This is a genomic window from Mucilaginibacter pallidiroseus (assembly GCF_007846085.1).
GTDB classification, from domain to species: Bacteria; Bacteroidota; Bacteroidia; order Sphingobacteriales; family Sphingobacteriaceae; genus Mucilaginibacter; species Mucilaginibacter pallidiroseus.
Genome location: NZ_VOEJ01000009.1, coordinates 159,401 through 181,342 on the forward strand (window position 1 = coordinate 159,401; position 21,942 = coordinate 181,342).

Genomic DNA, 21,942 nt, shown 5'->3' on the forward strand with positions numbered 1-21,942 from the left:
TTTTTTGCTACCAGAATATGCCCGATACCAGCACGATGATTTGTAATAGCACATTGGCATAACCACCGGCAAGTACATCGTCCATCATTACCCCGGTTCCGCCGGGAAAGGCCTCCATCTTGCGGATATATAGTGGTTTTACAATGTCAAAAAAGCGGAAAAGCACCAATCCTATTAGCAGGAAATAAATGTTATGGGGTATAAAAAGCATGACTACCAGCATACCTGCAACTTCGTCAATTACTACGCGATAGCTATCCTTGCCCCAGTATGGCTCAACTTTGTTACCTACATAAACACCCAGCAGGGTAACCAATAGGGTAATTACCAGCAAATACCAGGGGTTGGCAAAAGCGGGCAAACGCCATAAAAAATACACGGCGGCGCAGGCAACTATAGCAGCAATTGTGCCGCCGCCTTTTATATAACCAATACCAAATATTGAGGCAATTGCTTTATTCATTGTGATAATAAATGCCACAATAAAGGGGCATGAAAATAAGTACAGATTAAAAATTTATTGCATAAATATAAGCCTGGAAGCTATTATTGATGAAGATGGTAAACCTATTGCGCAGTAAGCGATGCACGGTAAGCTTGAATGGCTCTTATGATGCTCTGCACTATCTGTTGTTGTCCTTCGTCGGAGTTTAAGTATTCTTCTTCATCAGGGTTGTTAATAAACCCCGTTTCTATCAATACTGCCGGCATGGCGCTGTGGGCCAGTACGTAAACCCCCTGCTCCTTCACCCCTATACTTGGGCGGCCGTCGTTATTGGTAAACTCATTATTAAGCAACTCGCCAAATAGCACACTTTGCTTACGGTATTTTTGCGTAAAAGCTTTAAGGATGATCACATTTGCAGGGTCAGACTCATCATAACTTTGGTATTTTTCCTGATAATTCTTTTCAATAAATATCGAGGCGTTTTCGCGTACTGCTTCCTGTTGCTCGTTTAAGCGGTGCATACCGTAAACCAAGAGCATAACCCCGCTTTTTTTATTGGCACGATAAGCCGTCCCCTCTGGTGATGAGTTGCAATGGATAGACACAAACAGGTTCCCCTGGTTTTGATTGGCAATGGCCGAGCGCCTGTTAAGTTCTATAAATGTGTCATCACTGCGGGTCATTACTGTGGCAATGTCGGGCATTTGGGCCTGCATGGCCTGCTGCAGCTTTTTAGCAATAGACAAGGCTACCGTTTTCTCGTTAGAAAATGAGCCTTTCGCGCCGCCGTCTTTCCCGCCATGCCCGGCATCAATTACAACGGTTTTAAGTTTAAAACCCACCGCCTTAATGGTATCTGCAGGGGTAAATGATGATAACAATAACCAGGACGACAATATCAGCCCCGAAAACAGTAATCTTAAATACTTATGATACATTTATATATGAACAAATCTTAGCTTTAACGGAAAATAATTGCTTATAATATTTGCCGAAAATAAAAAAAGCGACTTGATTTACATTAAGTCGCTTTAATTTTTAATAACGTTTATTAAGCCTGGCTTGGCGCAAGCTCAAGGTGATACTTCACAAGGTCATCTATAGGTGAACGGATGATCTTACCTACTGTCATACCGTTTTCTTTTGCAACCTCTTCAAGCACGTTACGGAAATTGTAACCTACCGAGCCAATGCAATTGAAAGTGTATTTTTGATAATCAGGATAATGTGTTACCAGGTTACGGAAAAAGTCTTCAAATGATGTTTTTACCAGGTTACGTGAGTATTCGATATTTACATTTACATCATACACAAATTTACTGAAGCTTGCGCAAAAACGGTTGGCTCTCGGCTGTGTGTAAACAATCTCGTTAATATCGTCTGGTGTGAGTTTAAACTCTTCCCAAAATACTTTACGTACAGCCTCGGGCATGTAACCGCGTAGGTAATCGGTAAGCAGTTTTTTACCTATGTAGCAACCGCTACCCTCGTCGCCAAGGATGTAAGCGCCTGAGTCGATGTTTTGCAAAATATCCTTGCCATCATAAAGGCAGGTATTTGTACCTGTGCCCAATATAGCAGCAAAACCTTCGTTGTTACCCAGCAAAGCACGCGCAGCGGCCAAAAGGTCATGGCCGATATAAATTTTTGATTCTGTAAAAACTGCCTGCATGGCATCAGCAACAATCTGGCGCATCTCTGGAGTTGAGCAACCTGCACCGTAATAGTTTACTTCGGTAATCTTATCTTTTTCAAGATCAGTTGGCAAGCTCTCGTTTAACGATTGGATGATGTATTCGGTACTTGAGAAGTAAGGATTGTAACCTTCGGTGTTAAAATACACCTTTTTACCCTCTTCAGTAACCAGGCACCAGTTTGTTTTGGTTGAGCCACCGTCAGCAATTATGATCATAAATTAAGTTTTAAAAAAAATTGTGTTAAAAGTAGGATTAACTTATTGTAAAAAAAACACTTCTTAACTTTAAAAAGTAAAAAAACCACATTTATGATTAAAACACAATTGATTTATACATAAACAGAGCGTTTTTCACCCAGAAAATAACAGCCCGGCAAAAGCCTCCTTAATAAGTTTGGCACTACTAAAACGAAAAAATTGCAAACGCAGGCAAATCGGTTTATATGGCTAACAGGTATAATTTTCCAATTGCAATTATATATATTATTTAACAATAAGTTGTTGTTTTAGACTGCTTTTTAAAAAAAATTAAAAACGGGTGCTATTGCTTTTATGACAACACATCTTAAGGCGAAAAGAAATGCAACTCCTATCATTTCAATGACTTAGATAAAAACTAAAAAAGGGGCATCTTTTTACGGATGACCCTTTTGAGATTAGGTGGAGGTTTAGTTTAGTTTTTATCGAAAAATAACTTTGATGTTACCTCGTCACCGCCAATTTTTGCAGCGGCATCATTATAGTTTACTGTGTTAACATTCTGCTCGCTTACCGGGTAATTAAACCTTACCGGGAAATCACTTACCGGATTGGCCGGAGCCGGCAACTTTGGATAATCCAACCTGCGGTTTTCTACCCATGCATCCCAGCCACGATTGTATAAGGCAAGCCATTTTTGATAACCTATCTTTTGCTTATAATCGCCAGTTGCTGTGGCATAAGCTACAGACGGCGTAGCGATGTAGGCGGTAGCAGCAGCCTGCGTGCCACCCCAGTACAAAATAGATGCAGTAATAGCATTATTATAGTGTGTAGCGGCAGTACCACCTACGTTATAACCACGCTCTACAGCTTCGGCAAGGTTAAATTCAGTTTCGGAATAATCTAACAACAAGCCCGGGAAGTTTGGAGCCGTTAAAGCTACGCTTGGTTTCGAGAAAGCATCGTAACTGTTTTTAGTTCCAATTTTACCACCTGAATATCCGCCGGCTGCATCTTTAGTAAAATACAGTCCAATGCGTGGATCGGCAGATGTGGTAAGGGCATCAACAAAAGTTTTGCCGGCCACAAAATCAAGCCTGCCGCTCTGCACAAGGTCAACCCAAACAGGGTTTGTATTTGGCGGGTTGGTTGCAAATTTAAAGTTAGCATTATCTGCATTGCTGGTAAACACACCCGCAGCTACAGCAGCTTCTACCACTGACTTTGCTTTGGCGTTGTCTACATCGGCCATGGTGATGCCCATTTTTAACTTAAAGGTATTGGCAAACTTTCTCCAGCTGGCAACATCGCCGCCATATACCTGATCGGCATTGTCAAGGCTTCCCTCTGCTTCATCCAGGTTTGCAATATCAGCATCAAGTCGGGTTAGCAATGCATTGTAAACTGTAGCTGCATCATCATACTTAGGAAACTTGTTATCGATGTTAAGCGCATCTGTATAAGGGATGTTGCCAAAAGTGGTTAGCAAGTAGTAATAGCTGTACACCTGCATAATATCGGCAATGGCAATGCTGTTCTTTTTTGTACCGGCAGCCAGGGTTGGCGACGATGCAAAGTTGGCTTTAGCCTGCTCAAATGGCTCCAATACATCACGATAAAAGGCTGTCCAGATACCATCGGGTATTTTGTTGTCTTTTATGTTATAGTTACTTTCGGTAATGTAGGTGGTTTCCTGCCATTGCTGCTCAATAAGCCTGAAAATATTGAGGTATACATTGGCCGACGATAAGTTGCTTGCCAATGTATTTTGCCCTTGTGTAAATAAAGCAGTTGCAGGCACCGTAGCAGGCGCCTTAGGGTTTTCATTAAGGCTGGTTATATCTTTTGTGCAGGCGCCCAGAAACAGAATGGGCAACGCTGCTATTATAAATTTTTTCATCAGGTTAAATGTTAGAAAGTAAATTTCGCGTTAAGTGCTACTGTTCTCACTGTTGGATACGCACCAGACTGGTAGCCTTGCAAGTTACCAGAGCTTAAGCTTTCCTCAGGATCGGCATACGGGAGGTTTTTATGGATAATCCATAAGTTGCGTCCTATCAATGACAGGTCGATACCTTTTACCGGGCCCAATTTAGATACCACACTTTGCGGGAAGCTGTAAGAAATTAATGCCTGCCTTAATTTAACGTAGCCTGCATCGTATACAAACGCGGCGTTAGGGTTGGTTTCATAACCATACAAGCCCGAGCCTGTGTTTTCTACGCGGGTGGTATTTGGCGTACCATCTTCTTTAACACCTTTTACGATAACACCGCCACCTTTTGAAATTGGCAAACGTGATGGATTACCCAGGTCGTTCAGGCCGGCAGTTTCAGGATATAAACCTGTGTCGAAGCCATAATATGTGTCAAGCGAGAATACGCTGCCACCTTTACGGATGTCAATCAGGAAGCTAAGGGTTAAGTTTTTATACCTGAAGGTGTTGTTGATACCACCTATCCATTTAGGATTGCTGTTACCAATAACATTGTTTGCGGTTGATGTTTGAAGATAGTATCCATCATCGCCTACAACTCTTTGGCCGTTAAGATAAACAAAGTCGGTACCACGAATAGTACCCAATGGCTGGCCAAGGCTTGCGTTGATAGTTACGCCACCCTGGAACGATCCAATCTGCAGGTTTTGCGCCTGCTGGCCCGAAGCATCTTTAAACAGCTCCAAAACCTTGCTCCGGTTACGGGTAAAGTTCAGATCGATTTTCCATGAAAAATCTTTTGAACGTACCGGCGAGCCGTTAAGCGTTAGCTCGATACCTTTGTTTTGTACCGTACCTGAGTTTAGGTAAGCAGCGCTGTAACCCGTTGCTGCAGATATGGTAACCGGGATAATCTGGTCCACAGTTTTATTCACATAGTAAGTACCGTCAAAACCTAAGCGGCCGTTAAAGAACGACAACTCGGCACCAAACTCCGAGCTTGTAGTACGCTCCGGCTTAAGGTTTGGATTGTTTTTGGTTGCATTGATAATTGCCTGCGGCGCACCATTAATTGGCGTACCCAAAGTATAAGTATCAATTGTACTGAAAATAGGTGCATCGTTACCTACTTCGGCATAGTTGGCACGCAACTTACCGTATGATAACCAGTCCTGATCTTTCATCAACTCCGAGAAAACGAAGCCCGCAGAAACTGCCGGGTAGTAATAAGCATTACCGCCTTTTGGCAACGTTGAAGAAACGTCACGACGTAAAGTACCATCTAAGGTATAAGTGTTTTTGTAAGTTAGGGTTGCACCAGCGTAAACACCATTTACCTGCCTGCGCTGATCTGCCTCTGTTGGCGCATCAGGCGTATTTAATGAGTTTGATAGTGCGTAAATGCCAGGCACTACGAGGCCGCCATTGGTAATGGCATAAAGATCCTGGTAGCGCTGCTTGCGGATGTTTGTACCGGCAACTGCCTTTAAGTTAAAATCGTTGCCAAGGTTTTTGTTTACGCTGGCAATCAAATCAAAGTCGGTTTCGTTCCAACCTGTATTACGGCGCGAATAGCTCGACACGCCTGTTGTACCCACGGCACGTCGCTCGTCTTGCAGCTGGTTCCAGTTATCAACCGTTACACGACCCAAGATATTTAACCAATCAGTAGCCTTATAATTTAATGATACGTTACCGAAATAACGGTTACGGCTGTCTGACTCATAGTTTTGGTAACGGGCAAAATACGGGTTGTTCCAGTAAATTGCCGTTGGATCATTAAAGTTGCTTAAGTTCCAGGTTGCATTACCGTTTTCACCTTGTGCAAGGCTGTTATAATAAGCTTCTTTTTGCTGCTTAATATCGGTATTCACCTGCCACCATTGCCTAAAGTTACCTACCACGTTCTCTGCCTGATAACCTGTACCATAACGGCCCAAACCATCGGTACGGGTATAGTCGATAGATGCTGCGGCGGTTAATTTATTGGTTATATTATGCGAACCCGAAAAGTTGATAGAATTTTTTAGGATATTGCTGTTTGGCAATATGCCGCTATCATTATTACGGGTGTAGCCTAACTTGAATGAACCGTTATCGCCACCGCTCGTTATAAAAATGCTTTGGTTGTTTGATACCGCCTTTTGAAAAAAGGTAGATGGATCATTTGCTGCAGCCACCCATGGAGTTGCTTGCCCATAGGTTGAAAGGCCTTTGTAAAAAGCGTTCCATTGGTAAACCTTCAAATTCGGATCAAACGCAGCACCGTATGAAGCATCTTCGGTAAGTGGTGTAACCAGGTCTGGCTGGCCATCGCCGTTCACATCACGATACCAAAAATAGCCGCTTGGGTCTTCGTAACCCGGGCCGTAGCCACCGCCGTATTCTTTTTGGTATTTAGCAAAGGTAGATTTGTCGATAGCACCAACGCTTACGCCCGTGTTAACAACTACACCCAGGCCTTTTCTTGCTTTTTTGGTAGTAATCAAGATTACGCCATTTGCACCTTGCGAGCCGTATAATGCACTTGCAGCGGCACCTTTTAATACAGTAACAGATTCGATGTTATCCGGGTTAATATCCTGGATGGGGCTACCATAATCATAACCACCACGACCGGTACGTTGATCTGATGAATTAATGGTTGAACCTGACGGCGATCCGTTATTGAACGGAACCCCATCAACCACGAACAAAGCCTGGTTGGAGTTAAAGATTGATTTGGCACCACGTATAACCACGTTGGTTGACGAGCCCAAACCATTGTTCTGCCTGATCTCTAGACCGGATACCTTACCCGACAAACCCTCGACAAAATTTGATGAGCGGGTTTTGCTTACCTCATCGCCGCTAACTTGCTGGGCCGCATAAGCCTGCTGGTTGCGGGTACGGGTAAGGCCCAATGCACCGGTTACCACTACCTCACCAAGTTGCTTGGCCGATGGTACCAATACAATGTTTAAGCTTGGGCCTGTAACAGTAACTTCTTGCGGGGCGTAACCGATATAACTAACGGTTAATACACCACCCGAGGGCACTGATAAAGAAAATGTTCCGTCTGTTTTAGTTTGAGTACCGGTGGTGGTACCCTTAACGCCTACACTTGCCCCAATAATTGGCAAGCCGTCGTCTTTTGCAGTAACCTTACCGGTTACATTAATGTTTTGTGCATGCAGCTGCGAGATGAATAGCCACATAAAGCACAGTGTAGTTAGGAGATGTTTTTTCATAACGGGGCTTTTTAAAAAATTAAATGTTCAGCATAAGCAACTTATTAGAATTTTATTAAAATTAGGATTAATATTTAACAGTTTATTAACTCTGCGTAGATTTAATTTAATCATTGATAAATTAAGATGGATCTTATAAGAAACTTTTTAACCGAAATGAGGTAGAAGTCAAATAGATAAATATCAGACTATCAGAATTTTCTTTAAACAACAGACAAGTCTGAGTCAAGACGAAATTTTAAAAAAAGCTGATTGTAATTTTTTGAATACATTTTTTCGCCTGAAAGCCTATTGCCTTTTTAACTGGAAATTTGCATATTTGCACCGCGAAAAACATCGCGATGGTCCCATAGCTCAGCTGGATAGAGCAACAGATTTCTAATCTGTCGGTCTCAGGTTCGAATCCTGATGGGATCACAGAGAAAGCCTCAACGAAAGTTGGGGCTTTTTGCTTAAATGGCTGTTTATAAGTGTGGAAGTGCGTAGTTTAAATTTAGTTAATTAATTTTTGATTGAATTTGCATTTTTATTACTCTGTTCAAAATTAGCGTTTTTGAGGTTTAAAACACCTGTTTTGGCGCAGTTTTGGCGCAGTTTTCTGATAGTTTCCATACTGATTTGTTTTAAGTGAATAAATGATTATGGTGCCCATACAGGCGTATGGATTGACTAAATGTAAGGAGGAACGGAATAAATGATGGGTGGTGTTAGAGCTTGTGTTTATGCCGTAGTTCCTTGCCTTGTGTCACATCCTCTTGCCTAACTTTGCTGAATAATCATTTTCACTTACTCCCTTCCATAGACCTTGATTTCCAATTTCCAAAAAGTTCTATCGAACTACTCTATATAGGTAAATTACGAAGAACTGAGATTTTTTGGAAATGATAAAGGATTGAACTAATGCAGTATTAAGGTTATGATTTGGCAAAGTTTGTTGCAATTCGTCCCTTATTGCTTTAAAAGGTACAATTCGCAGGTTTTGTTAGAAAACAGAGCTAAATACTTGTTTTAGCAGCAAACAAGGCAAAATGCTTGGTTTTGCAATTCTAATTTCCAAAAAGTTATCTGATGTTGTTCTATATAGGTATTTACAAAGTCTTCAGATTTTTTGGAAAGTGCTGTGTTTGACTTCAGATTTAAGTCTGGTTATTAAATCAGTTTATAATTACTGTTGGGGTGCTTGGGATGGTGCAAGTTTACCCTGACTTCTTATAAGGTAACCAAGATAATTAACTTTATGATACTTGAATAGTGCCCTTTTAAATAATTGTTCTACTATGAGGAAAAAACGTAACGTCATTAATCGTACTATGAATATTGACAAATAGATACTAAGCGACGTTGTAAAATGCATTTTATTCGAACAATAAATTATGCAGCTTGTACTACAACTATGGATATTAACGGATTTACCGCCGGCGTGGAACGTCCCGACGGATCATTTATAAACGTAGAGGTCGAACCAGTAAATATTGAGATTGAGGGACATTTAAAATCAACAGGCGCTTATAACTTATATCACAGCCACTTCGGCGATGACATTCTGAGTTCACGAGATCGCACTGATGCAGATTACCTCGGGATGATTACTTTCAGCCAAGAAGTTGAAGGTGATTGGATGTATGAGGGCAATGGTTTATCCGACGATGAAGCTGAGCAGATTGTTATGCAGCTAAATGGTATGATGAACGAAGATGATGCCGAGCATTCATTTTCGGCACCAGTATACTACAAGGGCGGGATGGTAAATGTGGAGATTGTGCCCCATGACGGTAAATTTGATATATACTATGCAGGCAGTCTGCTCGGTCAGATCCATGGCCGCGAACAAATCTTCGGAGAGCCACTGGACAAAGATGTGTTAGTTACCGTGCTGCAGGCAATAGACAGGTACAACCAAGGGTAGACTATTCATACAGCTTTTGTTTGGCAATATAGTACGTACTGCGTTTGTTAATGTCCATCTTGATAATCTCCTCTCCTTTCAGCGTATGCGTCTGCTTTGGGCGGTGCACTTGTAAAAAGTCCCGTTCCTTTTCACTTATTGTTTCCGGGAAATTGGCATAGATATGTTCTTCGGCATTTACCAGTACGTTCTTAACCGCGTCCTCTAAAGCCTTGATCGCTTTATCTGGTATCTTATTAGCTACTGACAATGGTGAGATGTTAGCGTCGTACAAGATCTCATCGACATAGGCATTACCGATACCGACAACAGTCTTCCCATCCGTCAGCACTGTCTTTATCGGTCGTGATGTTTTCCCCAACGCGGCTGACAAGTAACCTGCAGGTATACTCAAAGCATCCGGTACAGTAGCAACCTCAGGGTCAAGTGTGATGATCACCGACTTTTGCCAGTCTGAGATTGAAAGGCCGGTCCCGTCACTAAACATTAGTTCTGCTATTGGAAACTTATTCTCGTTAGTCCCGGTAAACCAATGCAATTCACCGTACAGCATTAGGTGCAGGCCCAAGGTATGACCGTTGTCAAATTCAAAGTGCAGCTCTTTACCGGTGCGGATAATGCTAGTCAAATGAGCGCCTATCAAGGCCGCCGCAAATTCTTCCTCCGTGTTTTTTAAACGACGAGTAATAAGAAAACGAATATCGGTGAGTTGCCTGCCTACAAGTTTTTCAGCCAGGTTTCTTCTGAATATGTTCAAGTCGGGTATCTCGGGCATCAGCAGTTATTTGTATTCACTTTCAATTCTTAAACCTATCTCCTCAATGATAGCAGCCGGCAATATCACCCCTGCCGATTGTATCCAGGTCCAGTCTTCCGTATGGGCAATGCTTGCCATCCAGCGGCCGTCAAATTCAATGTCGTAGCCAATGTCCTGCATAACCGCCTTACACACTACAGCCTCATCACCATAGACAAGCGGGAAACAAAAGAAAGGATTTTCGCTTTCCATAATCAAATATATATAAATTGCAGTATGATATACGGACGGACTGAAGAGCCTTTAGAGAATGTTAATTTTACACTGCCAGCTACGCCTGAGTCAACCATAAATATGCTAGCAATTAGCAAAAACGACGAGCCGTTAAAGATCTACATTGGCGCACCCAAGTGGGGTGAAAGGAGTTGGAAAGGCATCATTTATCCGAAAAGAGCGAAGGACAGTGAACTGCTGACACTATATGCAGACAGCTTTAAAACCATCGAGTTCGGTGCTACTTTTTATACCATATCTAGCGCAGATAAGATCCAGGAGTGGGCTCAACAGGTAGCAGGTTCACCAGGCTTTAAATTTTGTCCTAAATTTCCTCAAATAATTACTCACGCGCGCAGACTCAATCACACTACCAAAGAATTTACAGAGCAGTTTTATAATAGTCTAACTGGGTTTGGTGATCATCTGGGACCACTTATGATGCAATTAAGTGAGCATTTCTCACCAAAATACTACGATGTATTAAAAGCATACCTTGAAACGTTGGACCCGGCTATCCCAGTTCATGTCGAGGTCCGTAATAAAAATTGGTTTGCTGATTCGGTAGAACGCAAGCGCCTGTTTGACTTATTCCGCAATTTGAATATTGGTACTGTTATATCAGATACTTCAGGCCGTCGGGATGTAGTGCACATGGAACTGACTACCAATCGTGCCATGATCCGCTTCGTGGGCAACGACCTTGCTGAGAGCGATTACAAGCGTTTGAATGATTGGATAGATAGGATTAAAGAATGGCGCGACATGGGCCTTAAGTCTTTATGGTTCTTCATGCATCAGGACAATGAGAAGTTTGTGCCGCAGGCATCTTCGTACTTTATCAATCATCTCAACAATAAGCTCGGTACTGATATCGCTTTACCTAAAATGATAACTGAATAGATTATGTGTGCGAGATATATTCTAGAAGCAGCGGAAAAAGATATATTAATGGCCTATGCCGCTGAGCTTACCGAGCCATTTACCCCGACTATCAACGCACGCATAACTGAAAGCATGCCGGTGATCACTGCAGAGGAGCCTGGCAAAATACAAATGATGCACTTTCAGTTAGTAGCACACTTTGCTGAGTCACCTAAGTCGGTTAAGGCCACGTTCAACACACGTGATGATAAGATTATGGACAGCAAGCTTTGGAAGCCTTTATTTGTAAACCATAAGCGTGTACTGGTGCCCGCCACTGGCTTTTATGAATTAGATAAGGTTACAGCGCCTGGTGAGAACCAAGTGTACAAGTTTGGTTTAGTTGATCGGCCGATTTTTTCGTATGCCGGCCTTTGGAGTAAATGGGTTGGTCCCGGCTACGAGTTGCCTTACTATAGCTTCTCTATCATCACAACCGAATCAAACGAAACCGTCGGCGCTGTGCATGACAAAAAGCGCATGCCGGTGATATTAAATAAGGAAGATGAGGCTTTGTGGTTGAGCAAAGATGTATCGCCAGCTGAACTTATGCAGCTTTTTCAACCCTACCCCGATGAGCTGATGTTTGCTGAGCGCTCAGGCGTTCGGGCAAATACGCCTGGAAGGGTTATAGGTGGCGATGAGAATAGTTTGTAGCGCGCTGTATCATTTAGCGATTATAATCTAATCGCTAAAAATTAAATTGTGTATTTTTATCATTAACTAAACCTCAACTCATGGAACTTCCAGACTCTGTTAAAGATGTATATGACGAAATAAAGGACCGCTTAACTAGTCCTTTTTTTGGAAGCTTCTTCATAGCCTGGTTAATCATAAATTGGTACATTCCTATTTCGCTGATTTTTTATGATCAAAAGGAACTCCATAATGACAATTTTAGATCTTTTAGGGAGGTAATCAATAGTCAACTTGACCTTTGTAGAAATGTGATTTGGCCTTTACTTTGTGCATTTGGTTATGTCCTTATTAGCCCGGCCATAAAAGCGGCAATTAATATTTACCAAACACAGGTAGCCGTATTCAGTGACAACAAAATCACTGAAATTTTGAAGAAAAAGTCTGGTATCGCTGCCGAACTTAAAATAAAGGACGAGCTTATCAACTTAAAATCCGAGCAAAACTCTTTAGCACAATCACAAATCAAGGAGCTTAACAGTAAACTTGATTCTCAAGATCAAGAAATTCCAAGATTGCAATCGGAAGTTGATAGACTGCAGATAGACGTTAATAAATTAGTTGACCAAAACGATATTAATAACAAGATTAATGAACTAACTACATTTGTCGGGGTATGGATAGTAAATTTTTCCAATTCCGAAGGGCCTATAGAAGAAACATGGGATATTTCATTAGATGGATCTGTTCATGTTAATAATAGGAGGAACTATATGATCCACAGAATTATTGGTCACGATAATAACGTTTGGTTAAATCTCGGCGCCCAAGGTCACTTTAACACAGGTTACAAGTCACACTTTGTGTTTTTTCTAACTCGATCTAACTCAAATACGGTAGTTTGGCAAGGGGTCGATTTACTCGGCGAAACAGTTATGTTTCAGAAGAATGTTTACGTACTAAAGCCCGTCGGTGATAATCAATAAAATTGATTTTGTATTAAATAGTGATAGCCTAAATTACTCTATAATCATAATTTTGAGCAGATCTATTTACCCACCCTCAACACTTCATCAATCCTCGTAGTAAACCTTTTTGACAAATACCCCTGCCGCATCTTCCAGGGCTGCACATAGCCCATGGCAGCGAAGCGAACCATATCTTTGCCCATCATTTTATTTAGCCGGTCGGCAATGCGCGACACGGTTAACAGATTATCGCGCTTGTTCATATCCTCAAGCAAATAAGTTTGCCGAGCTGCTGCAGGCGTAAGCTTGGTCATAAATATGCCGACCTTTTGATAAGGATAGCCGGGCCTATAGATTCTCTTTAAGCTTTCAACCGCATAACGAAGCAACTCTTGAGTGATGTTTGTAGGAATGGCCAACTCCATTGTATAGGCAGCGCTTTTTAGCTTATGCACAACCTCGAACTGGCTGGTATGAAGAAAAACCTGCAGTTGCCCGCACAGTGAGCCCTGTGCACGTAGCTTAGGCGCCGAGTTTTGAACAAAAGCACATAATGCATCTTCAATCACTTTATAATCATCAGTCTTTTGACCAAAGCTGCGGCCGGTGCAAATCCCTTTCTTATCAGGCTGCACATATTCCATCTTTAAAACCGACTTTCCGTTCAGCTCGTACCAGGTGCGCAGCCCGGTAACGGTAAAGCGCTTCTCAACGTATTCGTAGTTGTTAATGGTTGCAAAGTCGTAAGCCGTGTTTACGCCAATCTTAATCAGCTTGGCCGCGTTGCGCGGGCCGATGCCCCACACATCCTCGATAGGCAAGTTCTGCAAGGCAAACATGGTGCGTGGCTCATCGTCCAGCACGCACACGCCAGACTCTTTAAAGTACTTCTTGGCTATTCTATTTCCTACTTTAGCCAATGTCCGTGAACGCCCTATACCTATACAGACAGGGATGCCGGTGCACTGCAATATCTTTGCCCGCAGGCGCGTGGCCATGGCTTCAAGATCATGTGTATGGAACATCCTGAGATCGCAAAAGCTTTCGTCGATGCTGTAAATCTCCATCTCGGGCCACGTCTCGCAAACGATTGACGTAACCCGGCGCATCATGTCCTGGTATAATGTGTAGTTAGATGATCTGAACCAAAGCTTACCTTCTTCAACAAGCTTTTCCAATTCAAAATAAGGCGTGCCCATCTTAATGCCGAGGTCCTTGGCTTCCTGGCTGCGGGCAATGGCGCACCCGTCATTATTGCTTAATACTACTCCGGCTTTGCCCCGAAGCTCAGGCTGAAATACGCGCTCGCACGATACGTAAAAGTTGTTGCAATCGATTAACGCGAACACTGTTTTGCCTCCTTTGGTTTAGTATTGAATGAGGGATCACTCCCTCAATGGTGAATCTGTCGTATTCGTTTATCTGGTGCGGCTGATACTTTGGGTTATCAGGCATCAAATACATCTTGCCTTCAAACTCGACATAGCATGCCAATATATATTGGTCGTTAAGCACGCCTACAATTACGTCGCCGTTTTGAGGCGTCAGACTCTTATCGACGACCAGCAGATCTTCGCTCTCAATACCTGAATACTCCATGCAGTCGCCGACAACTTTAACATAGTACACAGCTGCCGGATATTTGCTTACGTAGTTGTCAAGGCTGATGCGATCTTCCTCATAGTCAGTTCCCGGGCTTTCGAAGGCCGCATGCAACCAAAAGCCGGCAAGCGGGCGACTGGCGCTTAATTCACCTCTCCGGTAGACTTTGATGACCATCCGCCAAATAAATTATAATTATTATCCGACCTAATGTTAGCAGTCAGTTCTGCCCAAAGCTCTGGTGAACAATTCTCTTCAGTAAGTAGTTCTTCTCTATCGAGCTGCTCCGCAAAAGCAACAATCTCGTCATCAGTCATGCTCTCCCGCAAGTGCTGGTTCATACGTAATATTTCTTCTCTGGTTCCCATGCAACAAAGTTATGCTAATAATTTTAGCAATTCAAAATCATTTTAGAAATTTGTGCCATGGCAAAAGGATTGAAAAAAGTATACCTAGTTGTTGAGGACAATAAGATTTTTGGCGCGAACGATTACCAAATGGTCAGAATGTATAGGGAGAAAAGCAGCGCTGAAACTGTATGCGCAACTCAGAACCAAAAAGCTAAGGACGATGCAACGCTGCTATCTAACCGGGATAAGCCTACACCGGTGTATAAAGTGCATGCCTTTTGGTTATTGCATGAGGATATGGTGAAGTAAATTATTTTGACATAACCACTTAATTTTCAGTATTAAAAAGTTATCTTTATAATATCGTTACGAAAACCTGACCTAAACTGCCACTTTTTCGATTTACCTTTACAGCATTAGACCCTACTAATATGAACTTTGAAAGAACTCTCGAAGACTCAAAGAAGCTGCATGAGGAATTACTATTGCATAAAGCAGCTCTTACGCCACAAAAACGACTAATGAAACGCAGATATGCCTTGAGAGCATATAAGCGTGTCTACTCGAAACTCAAGCGAAATCATGAAGAACAGGCTGCTGAAATACTTAGCGGTATCATCTATCAAATGAAGATAACCCTTAACTAAGCGGTAATTTCAGTATTGCCTATAAGGTTAAGCCTTAAGGGACTATGTTATTTTAAGCAGAAGTTGTCGTTTTTTGCAATACGGCTTAACAGTAGTTGCTGGTGTTTTTCCAACAGATCAATGTATTTATCCTTCCATATCCCGTCTTCGGTTGACTGAATATGAGAGTCCATTACATTATTAGAATATTGCTTGTTTGAAACTTCAAACTCTTCAGAAGTAAAGTACTCCGGAAATTCCTGACTGAAATCATGTCGAATGATTCGTCCTATCTTTAACATCACATCATATTTCAGATGCTTATTTTGAAAGTAATTATATATACTTCTTCTATTTACATTTAGAGCTATAGCAAGCTCAGTAATGCTAAAACCGTTCTTCCTTACCAGGTATTCGGTTATTTGCCCGTTATGTTTTTCCATGTTAGTGTATAACAAACATAGTAATTAAAGCCACTCGAAAATTAACATATAGCTAATAGTTGTATCAATTCCTTAACTAAAAATTAAACTTAGTGTAGTAAGTACAACAGAAGGTTATGTGTTACAACATTTATAAATGTATTATAGTTGAGCAATTTAATTTAAGGCTATAAATTTAGGTGATTGTAACAATTAAAGTACATTTAATTTTTAATTAAATAGGTATACAAGAAAGTTACTAACAATTGCTCATATTTGTGTCATCATAGAACAAGGGGTTGTTCGTTGATCAATATTTAAACTTCTAATGCCATAATAAGCTTGGAAGTTTTTTTGTTTAAAGTAACTTTTGACGTGGTGCGTCGTATAAAAGTTAAATATTGATCATGAACCCTAAATTGCCTGGCTTAAGGGCCGGGCTTTTTATTCTTTACTTTGTTGATGATCGGAAGGCTATCTATCATCTTTGAAGTAATGTAACGATGATAGAATTATTATTACAGAGCTATCAATGTAATGCTTGCATATCTACATTTTAACTGACTAATGCCTGATCCTGGAAAGAGTGGATTAATATTAAGATTTGTTAACCAACCCTACCAAACTATCAGGCGTTCAACAAAGACACATAACGGACAAAAAATGCCCATTAAGCAAAGCTGCACCAGCGAAGTTAAATATTACGCTAAGATACAATGAGATGTCGTTCAATGAGCGTGAAAGCAAGCTTTTCATCATATGATTTATTCCCTAGTTTATATAAGTAAGGCTAATACAGATATGTCGCAGGAAGATCTGCTAAGAATATTACACATATCAAGGGAATGGAATGAAGAACATCAAATTACGGGGATGCTGCTTTATATCCAGAGCAAACTATCGAATCATTCGCACGGGAGATTTATACAGGCTCTTGAAGGTGACAAGACTGATATAATTGAAATCTTTGATAAGATAAAGTTTGACAATAGGCACCGCGATGTAACCGTCTTAAATCAATGTTATATCGCTGAAAGAGAATTTAAGAATTGGGCTATGGGCTTCGAATCTATAAAAGAAATCGATTTATCTGCCCTACCTAATATTTTTGAGCTTGATGAACAATTTGGTACTAAAGACCCTTCCTCTATCTTTAAACCGGCCTTAAGTATGATGAAATCTTTTTATGGCTTGACCCAAACTTATGGTAAATAATTCAATTTAATTAAAATGTCGATTGCGACTGACCTTCAATAGTCTCAACATACTACATTAATCAGTTTAACATTCCCTGCAAAGACAAGGGTAAATACCTCACAATCGGAGCACCGTTCTACATTCTTGTAACTAAAATGTATGTGGCTTATAAATAGCTAATTAACTAATAACTTTAATTAACCAATTAAGCCATCTTATGAAAACACATTTATTTAGAATTGCCATTCTTGGCGTATTGACAACTGTCACACTTTTATTAGAAGATTGTAAGAAAGACAGTGTCATTCCACAGAAAATTGATGCAACTACGGATCCTGCATCGTTAAGTTTAAGCACTATGGCCTCGACCAATATTGTTAGTACCGTTGCTGGTACTCCAAACAGTACTGGCTTTGTTGATGGACCTGCTAAAACTGCATCTTTTAACGTACCTGCAGGCATTCAACTTGCTAAGGATGGATCTATTTACATAGCAGATCGCGCCAATAACGCCATACGGAAACTTACTTCCGATGGGATAGTATCAACCCTTCCTTTAAATACACCTGCAAATTATAGCTTACAAAGTCCGACATCTGTAGGTGTTAATGACGCTGGGAATATCCATGTTCTCAGTGTAATAGTTGATCAGGCAGGGCAAAGCTATATTTTTAATAAGCAAAACACATTCATAGCAGGATATGAAGTAACCTACACTGCCCTGGGTGCACTTGCCAAAGACCCCTACAATGATTTCTTTTGGTTTTCATCCGGTAATAATATTGGCAAATTGATAGTAGGCAGCGATGGATCAATAGGAAAGGATTACATTCCGTATAACAAAGGGTTACTTACTGAAGAAGAACAAAGGAGAGGTCAAACCTTTAAGGGACTTTTTGTAGGGCGAAATAGGGTTGTTTATTTTTCTGTTGGTCCCCGAATGTTTAAATATACGCCGGGGGGTGCAACAGCGCAACTGTATCCAAATTTACCATTAGGAAATATTACGAGTATCGTTTTAAATGCTGATAGTAGAACAATGTATCTTGCAGCAGATGGAAAAATTGAAAAAATCGTAGACGGAAAACTAACTGTACTTGCTGGTCCGAATAGTAGCGCATCTGATGGCCGTGACGGTGCAGGTTTGAAAGCTGACGTTCATGCATTAAGTTTAGCTCTGGGCGATCATGAAAATAGTTTATATTTCTCCGATAGCAAAACAAACACCATCCGTAAATTGATGCTGAACTAATATCTTATAACTAGTATACGAACGCCTGGAAAGACCATATCTAACTTCAGGTCATATTATATTTGATGATAAAAGCCCTAATTAGGGCTTTTATCGTTTATGCAGGTTCATAAGTCACTTGCATAATATATTCTGCAGCTCTTTGAGCTTGTGCAGCAGCTTTAATTACAAGAGTCTTATCATTTTTCAAAGCACTAAGCCAGTTGTCAATGTAAGCTGCGCTATTATCAAAAGTAGCCTGACCGATGCCGCTTATGGCACCTAAGAAAGCTGCGGTCATTTCAGCGGTAAGTTCTTCCTTAGCATAGGCAGCACTTCCAAAGCCATCAGCGTTTAACAGTTCTCTCCTATTTAATCTGCTTTCATGGCCGGTACTGTGTGCCAACTCATGGAACAATGTGCTGTAAAAAGCTTCGTTAGATTTCGACCTTTTAAGGCTTGGTACAACAACAATATCGGTCGATGGTTGATAGTATGCATTTGTACCGTTCTTGCGTATAGTGGGCTTATTAGGCATGCTAGCTATGACGTTTTCACAAGCTTCAATCTTCTCGGCTTCACTACGTTCTTTAACTTCAAAATGTGGAAACTCGATGCCTTCAGTTTGAGCTATATTAAACACAGTGTAAGCTTTAGGAACCATAATTGTTCTTGGCTTAGCGGCACTTTCAGTCGCTGGCTGAGGGTTTGTATCTTCTTGTTGATTCTTCAGTTCTACTGTAGCCCAATAGATGATTCTGATTCCTTTTTCGCCTTTCTTTATAGAGCCTTTAAGCTGATTGGCTTGTTTATAAGTGATGTAATAAGGCGTTGGGTAGCCTTTAATCATTGCATGGAAGTTGAGAAGGAATAAGTTCCATCCTCGGTAGTTGACATTGGTAGTGATGTTCTTTGGTAAGCCAACTTGATTCCAGGGGCATTGCCAAATTACTGTACCCTCTTCTAATGCTTTGATAACTGCATCAGTTACCTCTTGGTAAGTGTCAACGAATGTGTTTGATTGGGTGGTTGATTGTGCTGTTGTAGCCATGATCTTAATTGTTTAATGTGATTAAATGAATTAATTATGGCAGCCATACAGCCTGTAAGACCCAATAAGGTCAAGGTGGAGAGCAACAAACTTTTAGGAACATGGAATAAATAGGATTGAGCAAGGGCATAGTGGGTTTATGCCGTGAAAGCTCTAAAGTTTTTGATACTACCTTGCGTCGTGGCAGCCTGAGCGTGAGGAAACCGTTTGGGAATTAACTGGCTAACTTTGCTTGCCAGGATTAAATCTATTAGTTTATATTATTTAATTTAGCTTCAACAGTATAGTGGTTTACCTTCTTATTGAATAAATACTCCGAAACGTAAATTTATATTAGTCATGTGGTCGCGTTCAATTTTACATTTCATGTAGTGATGCCCTAAGTATTTACTATCTACAACACATTCCGTTTTATTTTCATACGCTCCAGCTATGTTATGTTCAAGATCCTTATCAGCTTGGGCTTCCTTCCCCCGATTCTCAACTGTCCAAACAATACGTTCAAAAGACTGCTTGGCATAAGGCTGACCTTTGTAATATATTGTAAAACGCAACTTCTTGTATTTCGGAATAGATGTAAGATTTTGATGATACAAATGAAGATTATTTTCCCCCTCAGTAAACGTATGGCAAATCAGCTTAAAATCTCTTTCGTCGATATCTAACGTTTTACCATCACTTGCAAGATTGATAAAATCAAAAGATTGTAGATATTTTTTCCAAAGGAATTGGTGTTGATTATACGCCATCTCCTGTACTATGTAACGATCTAAGACTTGCTGACCATCCTTGATAGTATATACCCAATCATAGAATTCTTGTGGCAAATCAAGCTCATTAACAACGTTACCGCCAATTACAATTGAGTTTGATTTTGCTCTTGCCTGAAGTTTCGCTGCAAGGTCTGTATGTAGACTTGTCGTTGTCAATTCGGAGCAGCCAGGAATACCGTAATGCGACCATAATACCTTAGTATCGTTTCCAAAGTCTATTCCAATGCGTATTTTTATGGGCGACAAACCATTCTGTGTAAAGATATTAGCTAAGTCTTTTTCTGCATACTGACATAAAATAGATGCAGAATTTAAAGCGTTAATAAGCGCATCATTTTTCACATCGTTTCTTCGCGCAAATTGTACAAAAACGGCATCTCCTTGCAATCTATGAATGTGACCACCAAAAAAATTCGAAACATGTATACAAAGAGTCAATAGAGAATCCTTAATAAGGCGAACAGTTTCTAGAGGATGCTTTATGCCCAAACGGGTTGATCCCTTAATGTCAACAAACATGGATACACAGTGATGATAACAAAATGAATTATAGTTAACATCACTAAAATCTGGATGAGAACCAATAACGATGTCTGTAAATGACGACTTATTGGGACCAAAAAGTTTTTTTAAACCGTCTTTATCAAATTCAAGAAGAACTTTATCTCCTATTAGTTGATTATTGAATTGTTGTGCTGCGAAATGTTTAACTGATTCGTTTCCCTTAAGTATTTCGGATGATATTGACCTTTTACGTTCTACTCCGCTATATTCGCTAAAATCGCTTTTCCGCAATATAGAATCGATTTCGCTTGAGTAATGTTCAAATAGTTTCATATACCTTCAGATATTAATAAACCAACGATTGCCAACACTATCAACAGTTGAACAAATACTAATTTAGTTGCCCATTCGAGCTTTCTATACTTACTATTCAGTCCTTTGGCTAATTGGTAAACTTGCTTACTCAAATCTTTTTCGAAATCAAGTTCGTCGCTTTCTAGTTTCGTTAAAAACTTTTCAGATGAATCGAACTCAGAAACCGAACCAAAATATATTACTGAATGATATGCTTCTGTAGAGGAGTTTCCAGACTCTGTAAACGGATACACTGCGAGTAATACAATTACCAAGCATAAAATCCCAGCAATTATTAATACAAACAAGCCTATATTCAAGTATAACGAAAGGCGGGGTCCGACCAAACCCGACAATAATTTAAAATTGGTTAAAACCCCACCGCACAAGAATGTGTTAAATGCTAAAAGGAATGCACCTTTTGTGTTAGCTCCGTTGACGTATACGTCAAATCGTTGTAAGATAAACTTAAGTTGATCTTGAGAAATCTTTGACATGGCTATAACTTTTATTTACAAACTCCACAAGTTTTACCATTCTTAGCACAGCGTTTACAATACTTGCAATTCTTACAAGCTTTGCACGGACTATCCCCCACACAGGTAGCAACAAAAGTTTTTCGGGATGATTTTATTGGTTTAACTGAGTGGGCGCTTACAATTGTACCTGCGCCCAGTAATAGGAGAATTAGATATTTCTTCATTGTGATAAAGTTGGTTCTCAAATTTAGTAAGCCGGCAAGACAAAAGCAAATGTAATTGACTGATAGATTGATAAGTGATAAATACAATGCTTTTGTCAATTCAGAAATATGGAAAAATATTACTTTATAGGGGTTGGTAAAAGTCTGAATTGAA

At 40.5% G+C, this 21,942-nt stretch carries 22 protein-coding genes and 1 tRNA gene; 9 read left to right on the forward strand and 14 right to left on the reverse strand.

The genetic code is table 11. The features are described 5' to 3' along the window. Positions 1–7: 7 nt before the first annotated feature. The 5 genes from FPZ43_RS17390 to FPZ43_RS17410 form a co-directional block, all read right to left on the reverse strand. Entirely contained in the window at positions 8–463 is a 456-nt protein-coding gene (locus FPZ43_RS17390) for a phosphatidylglycerophosphatase A family protein (protein ID WP_146383212.1), read from the reverse strand. Positions 464–567: 104 nt separating this feature from the next. Next, entirely contained in the window at positions 568–1,386 is an 819-nt protein-coding gene (locus tag FPZ43_RS17395) for an N-acetylmuramoyl-L-alanine amidase family protein (RefSeq protein WP_146383213.1), read from the reverse strand. A 113-nt stretch (positions 1,387–1,499) separates the two neighbouring features. After that, the gene (locus FPZ43_RS17400) at positions 1,500–2,360 is read right to left on the reverse strand and encodes an N-acetylglucosamine kinase (protein WP_146383214.1); all 861 of its coding nucleotides are present in this window, start codon (positions 2,358–2,360) and stop codon (positions 1,500–1,502) included. Positions 2,361–2,817: 457 nt separating this feature from the next. Then, positions 2,818–4,245, reverse strand: coding sequence for a SusD/RagB family nutrient-binding outer membrane lipoprotein (locus tag FPZ43_RS17405; RefSeq protein WP_146383215.1), 1,428 nt, complete (start codon positions 4,243–4,245; stop codon positions 2,818–2,820). An 11-nt stretch (positions 4,246–4,256) separates the two neighbouring features. Then, the gene (locus FPZ43_RS17410; protein ID WP_146383216.1) at positions 4,257–7,511 is read right to left on the reverse strand and encodes a SusC/RagA family TonB-linked outer membrane protein; all 3,255 of its coding nucleotides are present in this window, start codon (positions 7,509–7,511) and stop codon (positions 4,257–4,259) included. A gap of 343 nt (positions 7,512–7,854) precedes the next feature. On the opposite strand from FPZ43_RS17410, the gene FPZ43_RS17415 reads away from it, so the two are divergent. Both FPZ43_RS17415 and FPZ43_RS17420 read left to right on the forward strand, forming a co-directional pair. Further along, a tRNA-Arg gene (locus FPZ43_RS17415) sits at positions 7,855–7,928 on the forward strand. Positions 7,929–8,904: 976 nt separating this feature from the next. Beyond that, positions 8,905–9,417: a hypothetical protein gene (locus FPZ43_RS17420; protein WP_146383217.1), complete on the forward strand. Its 513-nt coding sequence runs from the start codon at positions 8,905–8,907 to the stop codon at positions 9,415–9,417. Between the two features lies 1 nt (position 9,418). Here FPZ43_RS17420 and FPZ43_RS17425 read toward each other — a convergent pair whose 3' ends face one another. Together FPZ43_RS17425 and FPZ43_RS19365 are read right to left on the reverse strand one after the other, a co-directional pair. Then, positions 9,419–10,192 carry a DNA-formamidopyrimidine glycosylase family protein gene (locus tag FPZ43_RS17425; protein ID WP_146383218.1) on the reverse strand — a complete coding sequence of 258 codons (774 nt, stop codon included), beginning with the start codon at positions 10,190–10,192 and terminating at the stop codon, positions 9,419–9,421. Between the two features lie 6 nt (positions 10,193–10,198). Beyond that, positions 10,199–10,426, reverse strand: coding sequence for a hypothetical protein (locus FPZ43_RS19365; RefSeq protein ID WP_186461882.1), 228 nt, complete (start codon positions 10,424–10,426; stop codon positions 10,199–10,201). Positions 10,427–10,528: 102 nt separating this feature from the next. Between FPZ43_RS19365 and FPZ43_RS17430 the strand changes: the two genes are divergently transcribed. The 3 genes from FPZ43_RS17430 (at position 10,529) to FPZ43_RS17440 (ending at position 12,993) form a co-directional block, all read left to right on the forward strand. Further along, on the forward strand, positions 10,529–11,350 hold the full coding sequence (locus tag FPZ43_RS17430; RefSeq protein WP_261381127.1) for a DUF72 domain-containing protein: 822 nt from the start codon (positions 10,529–10,531) through the stop codon (positions 11,348–11,350). Positions 11,351–11,353: 3 nt separating this feature from the next. After that, complete coding sequence (locus FPZ43_RS17435) at positions 11,354–12,028, forward strand: SOS response-associated peptidase (protein ID WP_146383220.1); 675 nt, start codon at positions 11,354–11,356, stop codon at positions 12,026–12,028. Between the two features lie 80 nt (positions 12,029–12,108). Next, a complete protein-coding gene (locus tag FPZ43_RS17440) occupies positions 12,109–12,993 on the forward strand; it encodes a coiled-coil domain-containing protein (protein ID WP_146383221.1) in 885 nt (294 codons plus the stop codon). Between the two features lie 62 nt (positions 12,994–13,055). On the opposite strand, the gene FPZ43_RS17445 is transcribed toward FPZ43_RS17440, so the two are convergent. From FPZ43_RS17445 to FPZ43_RS17455, 3 genes are read right to left on the reverse strand one after another with little or no spacing between them, the layout of a single operon-like run. Next, complete coding sequence (locus tag FPZ43_RS17445) at positions 13,056–14,324, reverse strand: Y-family DNA polymerase (RefSeq protein ID WP_146383222.1); 1,269 nt, start codon at positions 14,322–14,324, stop codon at positions 13,056–13,058. Further along, positions 14,263–14,754, reverse strand: a complete 492-nt coding sequence (locus FPZ43_RS17450) for a LexA family protein (RefSeq protein WP_146383223.1) — start codon at positions 14,752–14,754, stop codon at positions 14,263–14,265. The genes FPZ43_RS17445 and FPZ43_RS17450 overlap by 62 nt, the downstream gene beginning before the upstream one ends. After that, entirely contained in the window at positions 14,721–14,945 is a 225-nt protein-coding gene (locus tag FPZ43_RS17455) for a hypothetical protein (protein ID WP_146383224.1), read from the reverse strand. Before FPZ43_RS17455 ends, FPZ43_RS17450 begins: the two co-directional genes overlap by 34 nt. 57 nt (positions 14,946–15,002) lie before the next feature. Between FPZ43_RS17455 and FPZ43_RS17460 the strand changes: the two genes are divergently transcribed. Both FPZ43_RS17460 and FPZ43_RS19620 read left to right on the forward strand, forming a co-directional pair. Next, a complete protein-coding gene (locus FPZ43_RS17460; protein ID WP_146383225.1) occupies positions 15,003–15,236 on the forward strand; it encodes a hypothetical protein in 234 nt (77 codons plus the stop codon). A 212-nt stretch (positions 15,237–15,448) separates the two neighbouring features. Continuing rightward, on the forward strand, positions 15,449–15,574 hold the full coding sequence (locus FPZ43_RS19620; RefSeq protein WP_261381125.1) for a hypothetical protein: 126 nt from the start codon (positions 15,449–15,451) through the stop codon (positions 15,572–15,574). A gap of 47 nt (positions 15,575–15,621) precedes the next feature. On the opposite strand, the gene FPZ43_RS17465 is transcribed toward FPZ43_RS19620, so the two are convergent. Beyond that, entirely contained in the window at positions 15,622–15,996 is a 375-nt protein-coding gene (locus tag FPZ43_RS17465) for a TetR/AcrR family transcriptional regulator (protein WP_146383226.1), read from the reverse strand. A gap of 738 nt (positions 15,997–16,734) precedes the next feature. On the opposite strand from FPZ43_RS17465, the gene FPZ43_RS17470 reads away from it, so the two are divergent. Continuing rightward, complete coding sequence (locus FPZ43_RS17470) at positions 16,735–17,190, forward strand: BLUF domain-containing protein (protein WP_146383227.1); 456 nt, start codon at positions 16,735–16,737, stop codon at positions 17,188–17,190. A 199-nt stretch (positions 17,191–17,389) separates the two neighbouring features. Next, on the forward strand, positions 17,390–18,424 hold the full coding sequence (locus FPZ43_RS17475) for an NHL repeat-containing protein (protein ID WP_146383228.1): 1,035 nt from the start codon (positions 17,390–17,392) through the stop codon (positions 18,422–18,424). Between the two features lie 97 nt (positions 18,425–18,521). Here FPZ43_RS17475 and FPZ43_RS17480 read toward each other — a convergent pair whose 3' ends face one another. The 3 genes from FPZ43_RS17480 to FPZ43_RS17490 form a co-directional block, all read right to left on the reverse strand. Beyond that, positions 18,522–19,454 (reverse strand): ArdC family protein, encoded by a 933-nt coding sequence (locus FPZ43_RS17480; protein ID WP_146383229.1) that lies wholly within the window; start codon positions 19,452–19,454, stop codon positions 18,522–18,524. A gap of 299 nt (positions 19,455–19,753) precedes the next feature. After that, on the reverse strand, positions 19,754–21,064 hold the full coding sequence (locus FPZ43_RS17485; RefSeq protein ID WP_146383230.1) for a nucleotide-binding domain-containing protein: 1,311 nt from the start codon (positions 21,062–21,064) through the stop codon (positions 19,754–19,756). Then, on the reverse strand, positions 21,061–21,582 hold the full coding sequence (locus tag FPZ43_RS17490; protein WP_146383231.1) for a Pycsar system effector family protein: 522 nt from the start codon (positions 21,580–21,582) through the stop codon (positions 21,061–21,063). The genes FPZ43_RS17485 and FPZ43_RS17490 overlap by 4 nt, the downstream gene beginning before the upstream one ends. Between the last annotated feature and the right edge of the window lie 360 nt (positions 21,583–21,942).